The sequence below is a fragment of the Zhongshania sp. genome, from assembly GCF_041584495.1.
Lineage (GTDB): Bacteria > Pseudomonadota > Gammaproteobacteria > Pseudomonadales > Spongiibacteraceae > Spongiibacter.
Genome location: NZ_JBFHDY010000022.1, coordinates 22,035 through 37,038 on the forward strand (window position 1 = coordinate 22,035; position 15,004 = coordinate 37,038).

The following is a 15,004-nucleotide window of genomic DNA, read 5'->3' on the forward strand; positions in this document are numbered from 1 at the left end:
TTATCCAGCCGTTGGCTGAATGTACAAAACCACTATACAATTACTCTAAAAATAACAGCTCAGTCCGGACGCCACTTTAGCGTATTCACACGAAAAATGGCAGCATCGCACCGACCTTTAAATCACGTAATACGCCGTCACTATGCGTCTATCGCGGCGCGCATTTCACCGATCAACGAAAGTACTGAAGGAATCCAAACACTATCTCCCTGCTCTCGGTCGGCACCGACCAAGCGCTCGATCAAGGCGCTACCGACAACAACGCCGGCGCACAACGGTGCCAAGGCTGCAGCAGACGCACCGTCTTTAATGCCAAAACCGACCGTAACCGGCAGATCAGTGTGCGCTTTAATACTATTTAATAGCTGAGTGACCGCTGAAATATCAAGATTACCAGCACCCGTCACCCCTTTTAAGGCGACGCAATAAAGGTAGCCGCTTGCCAATGCAGCAATTTTGGCGATACGGGCATTGTCCGTGGTCGGCGCGAGCAGGAAGATATTATCAATACCAGCTGCTTTCAGTATCCGGCTCGGTTCTTCAGCCTCCTCTGGAGGCATATCCACGGTCAACAGACCGTCTACCCCGGCCGCAGCTGCGCGCTCGGCGAACACGTCGTAGCCCATACGTTCGATCGGATTCGCGTAACCCATTAATACCACAGCGGTTTTACTGTCAGTCTGACGGAACTCGGCAACCATCGCCAAGGCCATCGTCAATGATACCTTGTGAGCCAAGGCACGCTCATGGGCTAACTGAATGACTGGGCCTTCCGCCATGGGGTCGGAAAACGGCACCCCCAATTCAATAATATCGGCGCCTTGGCGAACCAGCTCATGCATTAAGCTCACCGTTACCGAAGGCTCAGGGTCGCCGGCAACAATATACGGTACTAAGGCCTTGCGGCCCTGGTTTTTTAAACTTGCAAATAAAGCAGCTAAACGACTCAAATTACTTCCCCGTTATTCAATCCCAATACCGTCGAGTGTTGCGACGGTATGAATGTCCTTATCACCACGGCCAGACAGATTCACTACAATATGCTGCTCCGGACTCATGGTTTTGGCCAATTTTTCGGCATAAGCGACAGCGTGAGCAGACTCTAGCGCAGGCATAATACCTTCAACCAAAGTCAGCTTGCGGAATGCCGCCAAGGCCTCATCATCGTCGATCGCAACATAGTTCACGCGCCCCATGTCCTTCAACCACGAATGCTCAGGACCGACACCGGGGTAATCAAGGCCCGCTGAGACCGAGTGGGTTTCAATAATTTGCCCCGCTTCGTCCTGCATTAGGTAGGTGCGGTTACCGTGTAATATCCCCGGAATACCGTCGTTTAAAGGCGCGGCGTGCTCGCCGCTCGCCACGCCGTGCCCGCCAGCTTCAACCCCGAACATGGCCACACTTTCGTCGTTAAGAAAGGGGTGAAATAAGCCAATAGCGTTAGAGCCACCGCCAACACAGGCAACCAAGGCGTCTGGGAGGCGGCCATTCTGAGCCAAACACTGCTCCCGGGCTTCGCGGCCAATAACCGACTGAAAGTCTCGAACTAACATCGGGTATGGGTGCGGGCCAGCCGCAGTACCAATAATGTAAAACGTGTCATCTACATTCGTTACCCAGTTGCGCATGGCTTCGTTCATGGCATCTTTCAGCGTGCGCGAACCCGATTTAACTGAAATTACTTCAGCGCCGAGTAATTTCATGCGATAGACATTTAAGGCCTGGCGCTGAATATCCTCTTCGCCCATAAACACCTGGCAGCTCATACCCAAACGCGCAGCAACGGTTGCCGTCGCAACGCCGTGCTGGCCCGCGCCGGTTTCCGCGATCACATGTTTTTTACCCATGTATTTGGCCAGCAAGGCTTGGCCAACCGTGTTATTAACTTTGTGCGCACCGGTGTGATTAAGATCTTCACGCTTGAGGAAAATCCGCGCCCCACCCACTTCTTCTGACCAACGTTTGGCGTAATAGAGTGGTGATGGACGCCCCACATAGTGGGCCAGGTCATGGTCAAATTCAGCTTGAAACGCAGGGTCTTTGCGCAAGCGCTGGTAAGCCGCAGCTAACTCGTCTAGCGCAAAAACTAAGGTCTCAGAGACAAAGCGACCGCCATAGGGGCCAAAATGGCCGCTGGCGTCTGGAAACTGGCTAAAATCGGGTGTTACTACCTTACTACTCACTCAATCCTCCCGTCGGTCAGCTTGGCTGACCGCTTCAATAAAACGTGTCATGGCGTGGGCGCATTTAATACCCGGCGCAGACTCAACGCCGCCACTGACATCCAAGGCATAGGGTTTACAGCTCGCAATGGCAGCCCCAGCATTATCTGGTCGCAAACCGCCGGCAAGAAGCAAGGGCCGTTCACTATTGGTGGGAAACCGCGCCCAGTCGAAAGATTCCCCCGTACCGCCCGGCACACCCGGTTTATAGCTGTCGAGCAATATTGCCGAGGCACTGGCATAGGCCTGTATCGCCTCTGCCACATCGACACCATCACGCATCCGTATCGCTTTCATATAGGGTTTAGCAAAAGACGCACAATACGCTGGGGTTTCATCGCCGTGAAACTGCAACAAATCCAGTTCACACACGGCTAATACCTGCCTGACTTCTTCGGCGTCGGCATTAACAAATAGCCCCACCTTACTAACAAAGACCGGTAGCCCCGCCATGAGTGCGGCTGCCTGTGCAGCACTCACACTGCGCGGGCTTTTTGCGTAAAAAACAAAGCCCAGGGCATCCGCGCCGGCACGTACCGCTGCCGCAGCGTCTTCAGCTCGGGTAATACCACAGATTTTTACGCGGGTACGGGACACTTAGATGTACAGCCAAGCAATTAATTGGAGCGAATATTAACAAATAAGCTAGGGACGTGTCTGTAAAAGGCCACCTCAGGACACAAGAAAATCAGGACCTAAGTGGGTTTTGGGCAAATTAAACTGTTCGGGGTAAGTTACATCAACCAAATACAATCCATCGGGCTTGGCGGTAACCCCGCCCTTGCTGCGATCGCGCCCCTCTAAAACTTGACGTGTCCAGCCCGCTGGCATTTCACCACTGCCGACCGCAATAAGCACGCCTGCGATATTCCTCACCATATGATGCAAAAACGCGTTGCCAGCGATATCAATGACGACATAGCGACCTCGACGAATCACATTGGCAAAATGGATGTTGCGCATTGCAGTATTTGACTGACAAGACGCCGCCCGAAATCCGCTAAAATCCTGCTCACCCAACAGTACCTGCGCTTCTTCATGCATCAGTTTTTCATCTAATTCGGCGTCGACCAAGGTCACGCCATGAACAAGATGCGCTGAGCGTCGGGGTTGATTGAGAATAACGTAGCGATAGCGCCGGGCTGTTGCCGAAAAACGCGCGTGAAAATCATCCGGCACCTGTTGCGCCCATAGCACCGCGATGTCTTTTGGTAGCTTGGCATTCACCCCTGCAACCCAAGACCGCAAAGAGCGACTGGCTGGTGCGTCAAAATGAACAATTTGATGAGTGGCATGCACGCCTGCGTCTGTTCGACCGGCGCACATCACGGTTACCGGCGCAGCAGCGATTGCAGAAATGGCTTTTTCGAGCCGCTCCTGAATAGTCGCCACCTGCGGTTTTAACTGACTCTGCCAGCCGCGATAAGCACTCCCTTGGTATTCAAAGGCAAGTGCTATGCGACTTCCTAAGGGTAATAGCTCATCGGCAAAGCGATCGAAGCTCGTCATGCCAACTGCCACATCTGATGATTAACCAATAATATCCAACAATGCCTGCGCATCATTTTGCTGCTGTATATCGCCTTCTACGAGTACTTCTTCAAGCATTTCGCGAGCGCCGTCACTATCACCCATATCTACGTAAGCGCGAGCGAGATCAAGCTTAGTGGCCACAGATTCGGTATCGAGTAAATTATCAAACTCGCCCTCACCCTCATCAGCATCAAACTCGTCGAAACTCAAATCTTCTACGGCGATACCCTCGCCATCATTTGCTTTATTCGTCGTTTCCGCGCTCGCTAACTCACCGTTCTCGAACTCGGCATCAGCGGCATCGACAAAAAACTCATCGTCCGCCGCGACCGCTGGAGTGTCGCGGCTCTCGGTAGACAAATCCAAATCCGCGGTTGGACTTAGCGGCGCGTCGAAATCTGTTAAATCAAGGTCTAAATCAGCATCAGAGCCCTCAAATGAGAGTAACTCGTCGTCATTTTCCGCATCGAAGCTAGAGAGATCTAAATCGAGATCCAAATCGCTATCAACAGCTAATGAAGACAATGTATCGCCATTCGCGCTATTACTTGGTGGCAGCGTATCTGGCTCAGCGCCATTTCCGGTACTTTCTTCATTCTCTTCTGCCTCATCTAGCGCGACAAAATCAAATTCGAAATCATCGTCATCAGAAAGCGCGCTGTCATCCTTGCCATCTAAACCCACGTCTTCCGCAGTAGCAGCCAAATCAGCATCTGCGGCATCGCCCTGACTCAAATCGACGTCGTCGAAATCGGCAAAATCAAAAGACGCTTTTTCGGCCTCCCCCGCCAAGCCACTGACGGCGGCATTAGGCTCAAAATCAAAATCGAGGTCGGCTAAATCGACATCCAGCGAGGCAAGAGCGTCGGCTTCAGCATTTCGAACTGAATCGTCAAGGGAGTTACTATCAGAGGCCACGTCATCACTTAGCTCCTCGTTATCACCCTGTTCAACACCTGCAGCCTCGGGTGCACGAGTATTTGCAAAATCGACACCTAGGTCATCAATGCCAGCCTCGTCTAATTCTAGCGACGCGACGTCATCGCTAACAGAATCCGCTTTATCTGCATCCAAATCACTGAGTTCAAAGTCCAGATCGTCATCAAGCTCAAAATCCAATTCTGATTCAACAAGCTCGGCGGTCGAATTGCCAGCTACAGTCAAGTCGTCAAACTCGTCTTCGGCGTCGAGCCAGTCACTTACGCCATCAATAGCCGACATTGATTCTTTAACACGTGCAATCGCAGCGGCATCACCCAAGCTGTGCAGGCCAGCAAATGCCGTTGTAAAGTTTTCACGGTCGCGGGTATCCAAATAAATATCCACGAGCTTAAAGTGTAAATCTGCGTTGTCAGGATCCTGAGCAATTGCTGTTTTTAATAGGCTGGCAGCTTGATCGTAACGCCCATAGGCAACATAAATATCTGCCTCAGCAACAATATCGCCGGTTTGGGGCTGGACTGACTCAGTTTCGACGGCGCTGACGGTAATGTCGCCCTCATCCATACCAAGGTCGTCAGGCGCGTCAGTGGCAGTATCAGGCTTGTCAAAATCGAAATCATCAGCATTAAAAGACGGCTCACTATCTTCGCCAGTGACATCGCTCAACTCTGTTGCTTCAGTGTTGCCTATATCAAAATCAAAGTTATCGCGTTTAGCCGAAAACACATCGCTATCTGCCACATCACTTGACGCCAAGCTAGCTTCAAAGGCGGCTAGGTCGGCCTCACTATCAGCCTCATTGTCACGGCGGCGCAGAACCAAAATAAGCAAAGCCAGGATTGCCACGCCTAAACCGATTATTTTCACAAAACCATTGCTAAGCCAGGCCTGCGCAGTGGCCACTAAATTCGTATCTGATGACGTCGTGTTAGTCTCGATGGGAGACTCCGCTTCAGGAGCGCTTGGCGTATTCGCCGCCGGACCAGCATCTGGTTCAGAGCCTGCCACTAATGCGCCGCCGTCATTCTCTGCTAACGGAGCCATTGCCTCTTGTTCGTCGTCTTGACTAATTGCTTCGCTGTCAGCAAGAGCCACCGCAGCGTCGCCATCGCCTTTCGCCAAACCGGTTTGCAAGGCGGCTAACTGGGTATTTTTCAGTGTAATTAAATTTTGCAGCGTACGAATCTGCTTTTCCATTTCAAGAACGCGAGCTTGCATAGCGCCGTTCTCTAACACTGATTTTTCAAGATTTTCCTGCTCTTCTCGGACCTTTTGACGGAGAGCTTCAACTTCATTGCCTGCGGCGGTATCACTGCCGGCGCTACCGACTGAAAATTTAACCGTTTGCTCCTCAACGGCAGGCGCCTCGCGACCGCTCTTATCTGTAGCATCAAGCTGGGGCGCGCGCGCTGGAACCGCGTTCGATGACGCCGTGCTTAAAGTGGCTTTTTTATCGGCAGCAACGCGATTGACTTTTTCGCCACGCCACTCTCTGGCTTGGTTGCGAATTTCCTCAACGGCTTGGTCGTGGTTAATTTCGTGAACTTCAGCCTCGCTAGGGATCCGTAATATATAACCAGATTTAATCCGGTTCACATTGCCAGCAACAAAGGCTTTTGGATTCTTTTTAAGCAGGGCCAGCATAGTTTGCTGAGTGGTCACATAAGAGCTCGGACGCAGATTTTCCGCAATTTTCCACATGGTATCGTGGTGCTGAACCCGGTATTCAGTGGGATCTGCAGCTGCGGGCAAACGCTGTTGCTGGTCAACGTCACGCACCAAAGGTGCTGTGCGATTAGCCACGCCGATACTGCCACCCGGCTCGCGATTAGGCGCAGGATCTTGAACGACAGCAGCCTTAACCGCTGGCGCACTCGGCGCAACACTACGTGCCACATTGACTGTCGGTGCCGGTGACGCTTTGGCAAATACCGGTAAATCTAATAAAACCGTATATTCTCGGTTCATTTTACCGTTGGGCCAACGCACTTCCACAATGAAGTCTAAGTAAGGTTCTTGAACGGTATTCGCGGTGGTAACGATGATGCGACCATTGCCGCCACCCTGCAATTCCACTTGGAATTCAAGGGAACTCAGAAACTGACTGCGTTCTACGCCAGCGTTTTCAAAAGCGGTATCGTCAGCAAGTGCAATTCTAATTTGCTCAACATCAAGCTCACCAATATCTCGCAGAGGAATTTCTGCACGAAAAGGCTGATTTAGCGCAGAGCTAAGCGTCAGCTCACCTAAGCCGAGTGCGCTCGCTAATCCGCTATGCAGGGCACCCGTTACCAGTACCGCAGTCGCAAGCCTCTTCCTAACCATATTATCACCGTCTGTGTCTTAGCACTCAGCACTCAGCACTCAGCGGCTACACTGAAATACTGCTTTTATATTAAATCAATCTACCTTACGGCATCCATGCAATGCGAAGACCAGCTGCATCTCCAAATCACATGCGTAGATATTAGCTAGATGTTGATTTTAATCAAGTTTTTAAGCAGCTCAATAATGTTAAACACCGCACCTTTACGGAGATTATCACCGACAACAGTACAACGAAAGGCTGTTTCGTCACGTCTGTCGTAATAAAGTTGATCTACATCAATACAATCGCTGCCTTGCAAGCACACTGGCGAAGCTTGCTCAACGTCTTCATTAGGAAATAAACGAAAGCGTGAATCCTCACTTAACCGACCGCGCAGTGCAGACAAAGCAGGACGTTCTTCACAAGCCACCCGCAACATAATGGTATGGCCATAAAAGACCGGCACCATCATGACATTGGCAATAACGACAACATTGTCACCCAGCAAACGACCTAAATTATGCTCTAACTCAGCCGCTGCGCGATCGGCAGACTGGGGCAGTACATTAAACGCAATCTGCTGACCCAGCGCCATTTTATCAGGGGTTTGGCCGCCGAGCAGGCGCGCAGTCTCTGCGGCTAGCGCTTCGATACCATCGCGCCCCGCCACCGAAACCGCTTGGGCAACGCTAATATCAACACGCTTAATGGTGGCCGGCGCCAATTGCTGGAGCAACGCCGCGACATGACTAGTGGCGGCATCCGCGATTGCGAATAGCTTGCCAGCCGCAACCTCAGCGCCCTCGCAGAACAAAGCCACATCATCGCGCTGCGCCAAGGTATCGGTGGCATCTAGTACCACAATACCAGCGTCGCAGGCGGCGTCCACCAAGGCGGCATCACTGCCAATCTCAGGGAGAAAAATGGCCAAATCCAAAGCGCTAAAATCAGCCGTGTCTGGCGCTTTTAGCGCGACCGGACGACCGCGAAACATCGCAGTTTCGCCCTCGGCATCTGCTGCAAACACGCTTGCAGTTTCGATACCAAGCTCCAAGCCAGATAAGGCGTCTAACAGCGACTCGCCTTCAAGGCCAGTGGCACCAAAAATCGCAACGCGCTGAAAGACCATTACTTGATATCTCCAAGCAGAATTCGCAGCATCCGGCGCAGCGGTTCGGCAGCGCCCCATAACAACTGGTCACCTACAGTAAAGGCCGACAGATACTGCTCGCCCATATTCAATTTGCGCAAACGGCCAACGGGCACATGAAGCTTGCCAGTGACGGCGGTCGGCGTCAGTTTGGCGAGGGTTTCGGCGCGATCATTAGGCACAACGTGCACCCAATCATTGGCGCTGGCCAAGATGCTTTCCACTTCGCTAATCGCAACGTTTTTGTTGAGCTTAATTGTCAAGGCCTGGCTGTGGCAGCGCATGGCGCCGATGCGCACACAGTTCCCATCAATGGCGATAGGCGACTGTTCGCGGCCAAGAATTTTATTGGTCTCGGCTTGGCCCTTCCACTCTTCGCGGCTCTGACCGTTGTCCAGCTGGGTATCAATCCACGGCAATAAGCTGCCCGCCAACGCGTGGCCAAACTGCTCTTTAGGAAAGGCATCGCTGCGCATCATCTCGGCAACTTTACGGTCGATATCGAGAATATTAGAGCGCGGATCGGCCAATTCATCGGCAACGCAGTCCCGCACAGTGCCCATCTGCTTAATCAATTCACGCATATTTTGTGCGCCGGCGCCGCTAGCCGCCTGATATGTTTGAGCACTAACCCACTCAACCAAGCCTTCACGGAATAAACCGCCAACGGCCATCAGCATTAAGCTCACGGTACAGTTGCCGCCGATAAAGTTTTTAACGCCGCGAGTTAAACCGTCTTTAATAACATCAAGGTTAACGGGGTCGAGGGTGATAATCGCCGAGTCATCCATGCGCAATGAGGACGCCGCATCAATCCAGTAGCCATCCCAACCGCCCTCGCGCAAGGCGGGAAACACTGACTTGGTGTAGTCGCCACCCTGGCAGGAAATAATAATATCCATTTTTCGCAATTCAGCCACGTCGCTGGCGTCTTTTAAGGCCTCGATATCACGACCAATCGCAGGACCCTGTCCGCCGACATTAGAGGTGGTAAAGAATACCGGCTCAATACTGTCAAAGTCTTTTTCATCCAGCATCCGACCCATCAATACTGAGCCAACCATACCGCGCCAGCCTACAAATCCTACTTTTTTCATAATGACTCCTAAACCTGTTTTGCGACCAGCGACACCGCCAGCGCTAATATCTACCGCGAAAAGTCTTGTGCGCCTTACAGCGCAGCGATAACGGCATCGCCCATTTCTACGGTGTTCACGAGGGTGCTGCCCGGTGAGAAGATATCACCAGTACGCAGTCCCTTATCCAGCACCTTGCTTACGGCGTCTTCAATCGCTTGCGCCGCGTCAGGTTCTGCCAGTGAATAACGCAGCATCATCGCCACCGACAAAATCGTCGCCAGTGGGTTTGCTTTGTTTTGTCCTGCAATATCTGGCGCCGAACCGTGACAAGGCTCGTACATGCCGCGACCATTCACATCCAGCGAGGCTGAAGGCAGCATGCCAATCGAACCAGTGAGCATGGCGGCGGCATCAGACAAAATATCACCAAACATATTACCAGTAACCACCACATCAAACTGTTTGGGTTCGCGAATCAGCTGCATGGCGGCATTGTCGACATACATATGACTCAGTTCAACATCGGGGTAGTCTTTGGCCATGTCGTCCATCACTTCCCGCCACAGCATAGTTACTTCCAAGACATTGGCTTTATCGACAGAGCAAAGGCGACCACCGCGCTTTTGCGCCGCCTCAAAAGCGACTTTGCCGATGCGCCGAATCTGCGACTCGTTGTACACATAGGTGTTATAACCTTCGCGCTCGCCATTTTCTAAAACTCGAATACCGCGAGGCTGGCCAAAATAAATACCGCCGGTCAGCTCCCGCACGATCAAAATATCCAAACCCGCTACCAGCTCGGGCTTCAGCGAGGAGGCATCCGCCAACTGCGGATACAAAATCGCGGGACGCAAATTGCCAAACAAATCCAAACGCCGACGAATTTCCAATAAGCCCGCTTTCTCTGGGCGCTCTGCCACCGGCAACTTATCCCACTTAGGACCACCCACTGCGCCAAGTAGAATTGCATCAGCGCGAGCGCACAGCTCAAAGGTCGCCTCGGGCAGCGCACTACCGTGGGCATCAATAGCAGAACCGCCCACTAAGGCGTGCTCTAAATTTAAACCCAACTCAAAACGGGCATTGACGTTTTCTAAGACCTTCACCGCCTCAGCCATGATTTCATGGCCAATCCCGTCGCCAGCTAATACTGCAATCGTTCTTTGTGTAGACACCTTATATTCCTTTTAAAATAGCGTTTACTGTTGCTAAACCAATTTATTTAGCGATGTGCTCACGAAACAGCCACGGCGACGTCGTCATCAACTTGCTCTCATAAGCGCGAATATCGTCGGCGTCCTGCAGCGTTAAAGCAATATCGTCCAAACCGTTCACGAGGCAGTGCTTGCGGAATTCATCCACCTCAAAGGGGATCGACTCGCCCGCAGGAGTAATTACGGTCTGCGCTGGCAAGTCTATTTTGAGCTTATAGCCTTCATCGGCATACATAGCAGCAAACAGTTCCGCCACTTTGGCTACTGGCAAGACAATCGGCAACACGCCGTTTTTAAAGCAATTGTTGAAGAAAATATCGGCAAAGCTCGGCGCAATCACGCAGCTAAAGCCGTAGTCTTCTAATGCCCAGGGCGCATGCTCGCGACTTGAGCCACAACCAAAATTTTCCCGCGCCAACAAAATTTCGGCGCCTTGATAGCGCGGCTGGTTCAAGGGGAAGTCAGGGTTTAGCGGGCGCTGACTATTGTCGCGACCGGGCTGCCCTTCATCAAGATAACGCAGTTCATCAAATAGATTCGGGCCAAAACCACTGCGCTTGATCGACTTCAAGAACTGCTTGGGAATAATCATATCGGTATCTACGTTGGCGCGATCCATTGGCGCCACAATACCGTCTAACACTGTAAATGCTTTCATAGCCAATTCCTCAAATCCAGTCTCGAACATCAACAAAATGACCTGCTATCGCCGCTGCCGCTGCCATCGCGGGGCTCACCAAATGGGTGCGTCCGCCAAAGCCCTGACGGCCTTCAAAATTGCGGTTAGAGGTCGAGGCGCAGTGTTCACCCGCACCGAGCTTATCGGCATTCATCGCTAGGCACATTGAGCAGCCGGGCTCGCGCCACAATAACCCAGCGTCGATAAAGACCTTATCCAAACCTTCGGCCTCAGCTTGCTTCTTAACCAAGCCAGACCCCGGCACAACCAAAGCCTCTTTCACATTGGCCGCGACCTTTTTGCCACGCACAACAGCAGCCGCTTCACGTAAATCCTCGATACGCGAATTGGTGCAAGAACCAATAAATACGCGATCCAATTTTATATCGGTAATCGCCTGGCCCGCTGTTAAGCCCATATACTCCAGCGCCCGCTCGCAGCCGCTGCGCTTGGCAGGGTCAGTGTAATCATTGGGGCTAGGTACAATGCCATCAATCGGCAACACCATCTCGGGGCTAGTACCCCAGGTGACTTGGGGCAGAATATCGGCGCCATTAAGCACGACTGTCGCATCAAATACCGCGTCATCGTCGCTGTGCAGGGTGCGCCAGTACTTAACCGCTTCATCCCACTCCGCCGCGCCGGGCGCAAAGGGGCGACCCTTAACGTAGTCAAGAGTAATATCGTCTACCGCAACCATACCGACACGGGCGCCGCCTTCAATCGCCATATTACAGATGGTCATACGACCTTCCATAGACAGATTTCGAATCACCTCGCCACCAAACTCAATCGCGTAGCCAGTGCCACCCGCGGTGCCAATTTTGCCAATAATGGCCAGCACCACGTCTTTTGCGGTTACGCCGGGCCCCAGTTCACCGTCGACCCGCACCAACATATTTTTACTTTTCTTTTGAATCAGGCACTGGGTTGCAAGCACATGCTCAACTTCAGAGGTGCCAATACCGTGGGCCAATGCCCCTAAAGCACCGTGGGTGGCGGTATGAGAATCACCACACACCACAGTCATACCTGGCAGCGTTGCGCCCTGCTCGGGACCAACCACGTGCACAATACCTTGGCGCACATCGTTAATAGCGAATTCGGTAATACCAAATTCGCTGCAATTTTCATCTAAGGTGCGCACTTGGATACGCGACACTTCGTCGGCAATAGCTTCTACTCCGCCGCTGCGCTCCACTGCTTCGGTGGGCACATTATGGTCTGGCGTTGCCAGATTCGCCGTTACCCGCCAAGGGCTGCGACCCGCTAAACGTAGACCTTCAAAGGCCTGTGGCGAGGTGACTTCGTGCACCAAATGACGGTCGATATACAGCAGCGCCGTGCCATCGTCGCGCTCCTTTACCAAATGAGCCGTCCACAGTTTGTCGTAAAGTGTTTGTCCAGCCATATCCCGTTCCGCCGTACTGACTAAAAAGAGTAATTTTCAGAGCTGCCATGTTACGCAGGCACATCAAATAACACAAATTCATATTTTTCATTATTTGCATTCCATACAAGAATACAAATACAATTCAGTATGGATACCGAATCTCTAAACGCTTTTCTCGCCGTCGCCGAACAGCAATCCTTTTCGCTGGCAGCAGAACAACTGCATATTACTCAGCCCGCGGTAAGCAAACGCATAGCCGCCTTGGAGCGGCAATTAAGCTGCAAACTATTTGACCGCATTGGGCGTAACATCCATTTAACCGAGGCCGGTCGCGCGCTCATGCCCCAGAGTCGGCGCATACTGCAAGACATCAAAGAAGCCGTGCGTAGCATTCACGACCTGCGCGGTTCCGTTAGTGGCCGCCTATCCATGGGCATCAGTCACCACATCGGCCTGCACCGTCTGCCGCCAGTATTGCGCGAGTTCAGCCAGCGCTATCCCGAGGTAAAACTCGATATCGACTTTATGGATTCGGAACTCGCCCACCAACGCATTTTGCATGGCGAGATGGATTTAGCAGTAATCACCCTATCGCCGAGTGACGATCAACAACTGCTGTCAATCCCGATCTGGGAAGATCCGCTGTCGGTTACCGTGGCCAAAGATCACCCTCTGGCCCAGTTCAACATCGTGAGCGCTGACATGCTCAGCCAACACACTGCGCTACCGCCAGGCTTAAACACCTACACAGGGCAAATCATTAAGGAGTTATTCGACCGGCAGGGCCTGAGTATGAACATTGGCATGTCGACCAATTATTTGGAAACCATCAAGGTGATGGTCAGCATTGGCTTGGGTTGGAGTATTTTGCCCCTCACCCTACTCGACGACACCGTAGTGGCGCTGCAATGGCAGGGCCAGGCCTTGTCGCGCACACTGGGCTGCGTACACCACCGCAGCCGCAGCTTATCGAATGCCGCCGACGCCTTTATCGAGTTACTGCTGGCTGAACGCGCACCCAAATAATGACTTATTCCGGCCGCAGGCGCGGCTTCAAACTGAGTAGCAACGCCGCCATCTGCTCAGGGGTATCGGCGTCTTGGTAAACACCGCTGTCAGCCACAATCACCTCCTCGACAAATTCAGCCTGATCCAGTAGCACCGATTTAGCACCAACATCGCCACGTAACTCGCACAATTGCGGCCAAAAACAGCGCCCAAAGCCCACTGGGTGACCGCGCCGCCCTGTGCAAACCGGCATAACGATATTGTCGGATCGCTGGTTTTTTGCAACCGCCAGCAGTGATTCTATTCGCAGCAGCGGCAAATCCACCGGCAGAATTAAAACACCCAATGCGGAGGAGCTTACGCGCAAATGCGCAAGCCCATCGGCAATGCTATGCCCCATACCCAAACTGGCGTTAGCCGATAAAATACAGGGCGCATCAATGCGAGCAGAAACATCGTCACCTGCGTCAATGACCACCGAAACATCAAGCCCGGCTTTGCGCGCTCGCCGCACCAAGGCATTCACCAACACACCGCCGTGAGGTAATGGTGCAAAACGTTTATCTGCACCGCCAAAACGACGACTTTTCCCCGCCGCCAAAATCAGTATAGGTAAACTCATTAGTTTGCAGGCACTGCATTGTCTACTCGCCGCTTCCCAGCCCGCAATTGCGTTAACTCAGCCATAATCGCCAAAGCGATTTCCATGGCAGATTTACTGCCAATCGGCAGCCCTACTGGGGCATGCAATTGCTGTAACTGCTGGTCGCTAATATCTAGTTCCTTTAAACGGACACGACGCTTATCGGAGGTTCGCTGAGAACCCAGTGCACCCACATAAAACAAGCTTTGGGTTAAGGCCTGCATTAATGCCATATCATCAATTCGTGGGTCGTGGGTCAAGGTCACCACTGCGGTAAACATATCGCCGTGCTCCCTAACCGCATCATCGGGCATGCCCGCCAACAACTCAGCACCGTTAACCGACCATTGATTGCGACGATCCTCTCTTGGATCACAAACCAAAACCCGATAATCCATGGCCAGTGCAATTTCGGCAATGCAACGCGCCAATTCATTCGCACCGATTAACAATAACTGAAAACGCGGGCCAAAATCTTGCTGCAGTCTATCGTCGTCAATTTGCAAAGCGTGACAACTATTCACCGTGCCCAGCCGCCAATCACCAGTTGCCAAGTCGACCATGCGACGAATAGGTTGGCGCGCCGCCAATGCACGAACTAGCTCCTCAAGTAAATCGCAACGAAACTTATTGGGTAACAAGGGCTCAAGCAAAACATGCATGCGCCCGCCACAGGGCAGACCAAAGCGCTCATTCTCTTCTGGGCTCACCCCGTACTCCAATAAAACCGGCGCTGCCACAGCAAGCTCACCACACTGCAATTTGGCGAGCAGCTCATCTTCAATGCAGCCGCCAGACAGCGAGCCATGCACATTGCCCTTCTCATCTAA

13 protein-coding genes are annotated in these 15,004 nt (G+C 52.4%); 1 reads left to right on the forward strand and 12 read right to left on the reverse strand.

Going from position 1 to position 15,004, the window contains the following annotated elements; genetic code table 11:
* Window positions 1-140 precede the first annotated feature (140 nt).
* The 10 genes from trpA to leuC all read right to left on the reverse strand — a co-directional run bounded on the left by trpA (window position 141) and on the right by leuC (window position 12,541).
* Window positions 141-950 carry a tryptophan synthase subunit alpha gene (gene trpA / locus ABYP33_RS06130; RefSeq protein ID WP_373089432.1) on the reverse strand — a complete coding sequence of 270 codons (810 nt, stop codon included), beginning with the start codon at window positions 948-950 and terminating at the stop codon, window positions 141-143.
* A gap of 12 nt (window positions 951-962) precedes the next feature.
* Window positions 963-2,186, reverse strand: a complete 1,224-nt coding sequence (trpB, locus tag ABYP33_RS06135) for a tryptophan synthase subunit beta (RefSeq protein WP_373089434.1) — start codon at window positions 2,184-2,186, stop codon at window positions 963-965.
* Window positions 2,187-2,822: a phosphoribosylanthranilate isomerase gene (locus tag ABYP33_RS06140; protein WP_373089437.1), complete on the reverse strand. Its 636-nt coding sequence runs from the start codon at window positions 2,820-2,822 to the stop codon at window positions 2,187-2,189.
* A gap of 75 nt (window positions 2,823-2,897) precedes the next feature.
* Entirely contained in the window at window positions 2,898-3,734 is an 837-nt protein-coding gene (gene truA, locus ABYP33_RS06145) for a tRNA pseudouridine(38-40) synthase TruA (protein ID WP_373089439.1), read from the reverse strand.
* Window positions 3,735-3,755: 21 nt separating this feature from the next.
* The gene (locus tag ABYP33_RS06150) at window positions 3,756-7,025 is read right to left on the reverse strand and encodes a FimV/HubP family polar landmark protein (protein WP_373089441.1); all 3,270 of its coding nucleotides are present in this window, start codon (window positions 7,023-7,025) and stop codon (window positions 3,756-3,758) included.
* 146 nt (window positions 7,026-7,171) lie between these two features.
* On the reverse strand, window positions 7,172-8,137 hold the full coding sequence (locus tag ABYP33_RS06155) for an Asd/ArgC dimerization domain-containing protein (protein WP_373089443.1): 966 nt from the start codon (window positions 8,135-8,137) through the stop codon (window positions 7,172-7,174).
* The gene (asd, locus tag ABYP33_RS06160) at window positions 8,137-9,255 is read right to left on the reverse strand and encodes an aspartate-semialdehyde dehydrogenase (RefSeq protein WP_373089445.1); all 1,119 of its coding nucleotides are present in this window, start codon (window positions 9,253-9,255) and stop codon (window positions 8,137-8,139) included. Before asd ends, ABYP33_RS06155 begins: the two co-directional genes overlap by 1 nt.
* A gap of 74 nt (window positions 9,256-9,329) precedes the next feature.
* A complete protein-coding gene (leuB, locus tag ABYP33_RS06165; RefSeq protein WP_373089447.1) occupies window positions 9,330-10,412 on the reverse strand; it encodes a 3-isopropylmalate dehydrogenase in 1,083 nt (360 codons plus the stop codon).
* 43 nt (window positions 10,413-10,455) lie between these two features.
* On the reverse strand, window positions 10,456-11,109 hold the full coding sequence (gene leuD / locus ABYP33_RS06170; RefSeq protein WP_373089449.1) for a 3-isopropylmalate dehydratase small subunit: 654 nt from the start codon (window positions 11,107-11,109) through the stop codon (window positions 10,456-10,458).
* A gap of 10 nt (window positions 11,110-11,119) precedes the next feature.
* On the reverse strand, window positions 11,120-12,541 hold the full coding sequence (leuC, locus tag ABYP33_RS06175; RefSeq protein WP_373089451.1) for a 3-isopropylmalate dehydratase large subunit: 1,422 nt from the start codon (window positions 12,539-12,541) through the stop codon (window positions 11,120-11,122).
* Between the two features lie 129 nt (window positions 12,542-12,670).
* On the opposite strand from leuC, the gene ABYP33_RS06180 reads away from it, so the two are divergent.
* Window positions 12,671-13,549 carry a LysR family transcriptional regulator gene (locus ABYP33_RS06180; protein ID WP_373089453.1) on the forward strand — a complete coding sequence of 293 codons (879 nt, stop codon included), beginning with the start codon at window positions 12,671-12,673 and terminating at the stop codon, window positions 13,547-13,549.
* A gap of 4 nt (window positions 13,550-13,553) precedes the next feature.
* On the opposite strand, the gene ABYP33_RS06185 is transcribed toward ABYP33_RS06180, so the two are convergent.
* On the reverse strand, window positions 13,554-14,153 hold the full coding sequence (locus ABYP33_RS06185) for an NTP transferase domain-containing protein (RefSeq protein ID WP_373089455.1): 600 nt from the start codon (window positions 14,151-14,153) through the stop codon (window positions 13,554-13,556).
* Window positions 14,153-15,004: XdhC family protein (locus ABYP33_RS06190; protein ID WP_373089457.1), on the reverse strand; the 852-nt coding region annotated here is incomplete at its 5' end. The genes ABYP33_RS06190 and ABYP33_RS06185, both read right to left, overlap by 1 nt.

Bases quoted from the DNA above. Each gene is read 5' to 3' on its own strand.
- truA (WP_373089439.1), bottom strand. From the start codon at position 3,734: ATGACGAGCTTCGATCGCTTTGCCGATGAGCTATTACCCTTAGGAAGT.
- ABYP33_RS06150 (WP_373089441.1), bottom strand. From the start codon at position 7,025: ATGGTTAGGAAGAGGCTTGCGACTGCGGTACTGGTAACGGGTGCCCTG.
- ABYP33_RS06155 (WP_373089443.1), bottom strand. From the start codon at position 8,137: ATGGTCTTTCAGCGCGTTGCGATTTTTGGTGCCACTGGCCTTGAAGGC.
- asd (WP_373089445.1), bottom strand. From the start codon at position 9,255: ATGAAAAAAGTAGGATTTGTAGGCTGGCGCGGTATGGTTGGCTCAGTA.
- leuD (WP_373089449.1), bottom strand. From the start codon at position 11,109: ATGAAAGCATTTACAGTGTTAGACGGTATTGTGGCGCCAATGGATCGC.
- leuC (WP_373089451.1), bottom strand. From the start codon at position 12,541: ATGGCTGGACAAACACTTTACGACAAACTGTGGACGGCTCATTTGGTA.
- ABYP33_RS06180 (WP_373089453.1), top strand. From the start codon at position 12,671: ATGGATACCGAATCTCTAAACGCTTTTCTCGCCGTCGCCGAACAGCAA.
- ABYP33_RS06185 (WP_373089455.1), bottom strand. From the start codon at position 14,153: ATGAGTTTACCTATACTGATTTTGGCGGCGGGGAAAAGTCGTCGTTTT.